This window comes from Coleofasciculus sp. FACHB-712 (genome assembly GCF_014695635.1).
Classification (GTDB): Bacteria; Cyanobacteriota; Cyanobacteriia; order Cyanobacteriales; family FACHB-T130; genus FACHB-T130.
Genome location: NZ_JACJOQ010000647.1, coordinates 1 through 4438 on the forward strand (window position 1 = coordinate 1; position 4438 = coordinate 4438).

5 protein-coding genes and 1 pseudogene are annotated in these 4438 nt (G+C 46.6%); 3 read left to right on the forward strand and 3 right to left on the reverse strand.

Features of this window, described 5'->3' with window-relative positions; translation table 11 throughout:
* Together H6F50_RS24370 and H6F50_RS24375 are read left to right on the forward strand one after the other, a co-directional pair.
* Positions 1-562: DUF6438 domain-containing protein (locus tag H6F50_RS24370; RefSeq protein ID WP_199292357.1), on the forward strand; the 562-nt coding region annotated here is incomplete at its 5' end.
* 327 nt (positions 563-889) lie between these two features.
* Entirely contained in the window at positions 890-1576 is a 687-nt protein-coding gene (locus H6F50_RS24375) for a Coq4 family protein (protein WP_190430671.1), read from the forward strand.
* Here the strand turns inward: H6F50_RS24375 and H6F50_RS24380 are convergent.
* The 3 genes from H6F50_RS24380 to H6F50_RS24390 all read right to left on the reverse strand — a co-directional run bounded on the left by H6F50_RS24380 (position 1554) and on the right by H6F50_RS24390 (position 3969).
* Complete coding sequence (locus H6F50_RS24380; protein WP_190430672.1) at positions 1554-1760, reverse strand: hypothetical protein; 207 nt, start codon at positions 1758-1760, stop codon at positions 1554-1556. The two genes, H6F50_RS24375 and H6F50_RS24380, sit on opposite strands and share 23 nt — an antisense overlap.
* A gap of 2 nt (positions 1761-1762) precedes the next feature.
* The gene (locus H6F50_RS24385; RefSeq protein ID WP_190412473.1) at positions 1763-2056 is read right to left on the reverse strand and encodes a hypothetical protein; all 294 of its coding nucleotides are present in this window, start codon (positions 2054-2056) and stop codon (positions 1763-1765) included.
* Positions 2057-2229: 173 nt separating this feature from the next.
* A complete protein-coding gene (locus tag H6F50_RS24390; protein ID WP_190430673.1) occupies positions 2230-3969 on the reverse strand; it encodes an ABC transporter ATP-binding protein/permease in 1740 nt (579 codons plus the stop codon).
* Between the two features lie 107 nt (positions 3970-4076).
* Here H6F50_RS24390 and H6F50_RS28100 point away from each other — a divergent pair.
* Positions 4077-4184, forward strand: a pseudogene (locus H6F50_RS28100) (aminoacyl-tRNA hydrolase); the annotation flags it as partial.
* Positions 4185-4438 lie beyond the last annotated feature (254 nt).

Sequence of the window (4438 nt, forward strand, 5' to 3'; positions counted from 1 at the left end):
AACGATAATGCGATCGCCACTTCTTCTAAGTCTAATAATCGGTGTAGCCAGTAGTGTTCTAAGCGTCTCTATTCCTAACTCCCCGTTCCTGGCGGCTGAAACCACTACTCCGAATCAAAGGCTACTCAATCAACCTCAACAAGTCTCACCACAAGTTGCGCTGACACTCGAACGGACAGCCTGTTTTGGCTTTTGCCCCATTTATAAGCTCACTGTTTATGGCAATGGCAAGGTGGTTTACGAGGGCAAACGGTTTGTGAAAGTGACTGGCACCCGAACAACAACTATCAGTAAAACAGCAGCGAGAAAGCTCATTGCAGACTTTCAAAAGCTCAATTACTTCAAGCTTCAAGACAGCTATACAGGTGGACACACCGATGCACCTTCTGCCATCACCTCATTGACAATCGGCAAGAAACAAAAAACAGTACACCATTACCTTCCTTCACCTGATGCACCGACTCAACTAACAGAATTGGAAAATAAAATCGATACCGTAGTGAATTCTAAGCAGTGGATTGGAACAGATGCTGAACGCGCCCCACGGGGAACTACGAAGTAATTAAATTGGCATCCCGCGCAACTTGCCGGAGGCATCTCGCTCTTGCTCAATTGCTACAAAACTTTGCCCCATCGATAGTCGCAATCAGGCAATTCAAGAATCCATAAAATAGTCCTAAACAGACGGTGGCTGCGCTAGTATGATGCACAAGGAAGTTGCGTGTTAACTGAGGTAGAAGCCGAACGCAACAGAGCGATCGCAGCTAGAGTATAGGGCAGCACAACTGGCAGAACGGTTAAGAGCTGCGGGTCTCGATCCAGATACGTGCCAGATACGTGAAGTTATCCCGCTAAGGGTTCGTTCATTTTGATTATCTAAGGTTTCCCAATGTCAAAATCTCCCTCCATTATCAATGCTGATACGAGTCGATCGGTTACTCCAGAACTTCTGAAAGGTTTGGAAGGTTTCCTTGCCTTTATCGATAACGGAACAGATATCGAGGCAGTTTTTGATATTGCTGCTGCCTTAGCCAAGCATAAAGTTTCTGCTGCCGCGATTACCTATCTCAAGTCCCATCCTGAAATCGCTCAACTTTTTGAAGAACAATATATTGCACCGACTCCCAATTTAGAAGCGTTACTCAAGCTGCCTGAAGATTCGTTAGGCTTTGCCTATGCCTCTCATATGCGAGCAGCCAACCTCGATCCAGAGTTTTATCGCCAAGTCGAACTTCAAGATGACACAAGCTATTTAGCACTGCGTATGCGACAAACTCATGATATTTGGCATACCGTGACAGGATTTGGCACCGATCCTGTTGGAGAGATTGGACTGCAAGCATTTACGCTCGCGCAAAATCGCTCTCCCCTTGCAGTGATGTTGATTGCCGCAATCACCCTGAATACGATCAAGATGAACAGCGATTTAAACCCGCTTGTACGTCTCATTCAGCAGAGCTACGATTTGGGGGATCGGGCAAAACCCTTTCTAGGGCAGAAGTGGGAAGAGGCTTGGGAAAAACCACTAGCAGACTGGAGAGCGGAGCTAAATGTCACTCCTTTTCGCCATGTTTGAGCAGAGTTAGCGGTTGTTTAATCTGCCACGTTTGAGCCTGGGATTCCAGCAAAGACTGATGGTAATTTGTCCACGTAGAGTGATGCCCGACACTCAAAAAAGTCGTCCCTTTCGCGTGTAAATTCGGAGTACACGCGAATCGGTGGCTGCGGCTATCAAGCGATCGCGCTAGGTGAATCGCCACTACTAATCCTTATCTTCTCCATCCTTCTCCTCTTGTCCATCCTTCTCCTCATCGTCATTTTGATCGGATGAGCCAGTGGTCTCTTGCCCCTCGTTATCGTCATCATCAGCCTGATTACCCTGGTTGGATTCTTTTTCCGATTCTTGTACAGGTTCGGAATTTTTAGCGGCTTCACCACAACCAATCAGAACGATATTCCCTGCGAACATCACAAACAGACCCAAGCAAAAAGCACTAAAAGATTTATTCCACAACGGTATCATTTGGGATTTAGATTCTCCATCAATACGATTCATATCTTTTTAAACTTTAGCGAACTGCACGGGATTTAAACCTTAGATTTGATATGTCTATGGTCATGGATTGGCTTATCTCCGGACTTGAGCTTGCCAGCTTCCATTGCATTGGCTATTTCAATCAGCAGGTATTTTTGCACAAATGGGATGCTTCCGCCGAGCGCCCTAAAATATCAGGTAGTCGATGGAAGTTCCAACAACTCCGGTTGTTCTTCGACAAGAGCTAGGGGTTGTTTAAGCTGCCAAGTCCTATCCTGGGAGAGTTCCAGCAATGACTGATGATAATTTGCCAACGTAGCACGATGTCCCACACTTAAGAAAGTAGTCCCTTTTGCCTGCAAATGTTGATACAACCGTTCCTCGTTATCCAAATCTAGGGCGCTAGTTGCTTCATCTAGGATGGCGTAGTTGGGTTTGTTCAGCAGCAACCGGGCGAAAGTTAGCCGTTGTTGTTCGCCCAAAGAGAGGACATCTGCCCAATCCTCCTGGGCATCAAAACCGCCAAATCTTTCCTCTAAACCTGCTAAATTAACCTGTTCCAGCACTTGCTTTAAGTGTTCGTCGTCAACCTCAAGATGCGTGTTGGGATACAGCAATTGATCGCGCAGAGTACCAAGCACCATGTAGGGACGTTGCGGCAAAAATAGGATCTCGTCGGATTCAGGACGAACAATTTTCCCTGTACCAGAATCCCACAAACCTGCGATCGCTCTCAGCAGTGAACTCTTACCGCAACCACTTGGCCCCATCACCAAAAGTCCCTGTGCAGCAGGTAACTCTATGGACAAATCTTCTACTAATGTGCGCTGATAATTGGGAGTTTGCAGGCTGAGATGTTCGACTGCCAGCCGATCTGCTGATACCGTCTGAATCCTGGGTTGCTCATCGGATGCCCGATCTGCCTCTGCCTGTTCTAAAAACTGGGCAAAGGTATAAAGACGATTAATCCCAGCGCCAAAAGTGGTCAATTGCTGGAAGCGGGCAACGACAACATTGAGCGAGAAAAAGACGCGGACAAAAGCCCCCTGTGCCTCAGAAACTTTACCCACCTCCATTTCCCCGGCAAAAATCGCGGGTGCGACAACTAGGGCAGGCAGGACGAAGGGGATGAACTCATAAGCGTTGGTGAGAACATTTAAGTTTAATTCCCAAACCAGCAGGCGTTTGACGTTCTCAAACACATCGAGGAACCGATGCTTAACTTGGTTTGACTCCTGTTCTTCCCCTCGATAGAATGCGATCGCTTCCGCATTCTCCCGAATCCGCACCAAACCAAAGCGGAGATTCGCTTCTCTCTTCAATTGTTCAAAGTTGAGTCGGACAAGCGGCTTACCAAATACAAAAGTTGTTACTACTGTCCCAATTAGGGCATACAGCACCAGAAACAACACCAGGGGTTTAGAAATGCCCCAGAGTACGCTGCTGAAGGCGATCGTTGACAGCACAGACTGCACCAACACCAGTACAAAGGTGAGAGATTCCTGGGTAAAACTCCTAACATCCTCTGCAATCCGCTGATCTGGGTTATCGATTTCAGTGCCTGAGATATGCAGATTGTAATAGGCGCGATCGCGAAAATAGTTATCCACAAACCGATGAGTCAGCCATTTCCGCCATTGTAAACTGAGGCGATCGCGCAGATAGGTATAGCCTGCGAGCAATGGTGCATAGATCACCAACACAGCGATGAAAATGATGACAGTTTCCCAGAAGCGTGGCTCATCACGGGCTGAGAGGGCTGAAATCAGCACTCCTCGCTTGTTGTTGAGAACTACACTCAATCCCGTATACGCCAGCAGTAACAGCACTACGCCCAGCAATAACCCTCTAGCTTGCCATTTTTCATCCCCTGACCAATAGGACTTAGCGATCGTCCAGAACTGCTGGACTACATTGAAATTCAATCGATCCATCGGCTTATTTTCCTTACTTTGTCTGTCAGGAGATAATGAATAAAGGCGAATCAGAGCGAAATCTGCTCAACGACTGGTGCGACTCATCTCTGGACAATTGTTAAATTATGCTACAAATTTTTAAAACGGTGAGTATCCCAGAGTATGAGATTGAGATGATTGCAATGCCCTCTCAAGGGGCAGGCGGGCAAAACGTCAATAAGGTACCAAATTCTGAGCGCAGTTGCAGCCAATCAATACAAACTTCTGTCAAATCTTCAGGTATAAAAGTGCGGAGTGCGATGCCAATTGCAGAAGCTAACTATACAAAGGCGCGAATAATAAGTTATGAAGGGGCAAGTTTAGCGGAAAACTAGCTTATTTATAGTCAGCTTGATTTGTGAATAAAGAGCATTACCGCGATCGCAGAAAACACAACCACGTCAATACATTAATCAACAATCGTTACTTTGGTACCTAACTTCACCCA

Coding starts and splice junctions, on each gene's coding strand:
- H6F50_RS24375 (WP_190430671.1), top strand. CDS start 890: ATGTCAAAATCTCCCTCCATTATCAATGCTGATACGAGTCGATCGGTT.
- H6F50_RS24385 (WP_190412473.1), bottom strand. CDS start 2,056: ATGAATCGTATTGATGGAGAATCTAAATCCCAAATGATACCGTTGTGG.
- H6F50_RS24390 (WP_190430673.1), bottom strand. CDS start 3,969: ATGGATCGATTGAATTTCAATGTAGTCCAGCAGTTCTGGACGATCGCT.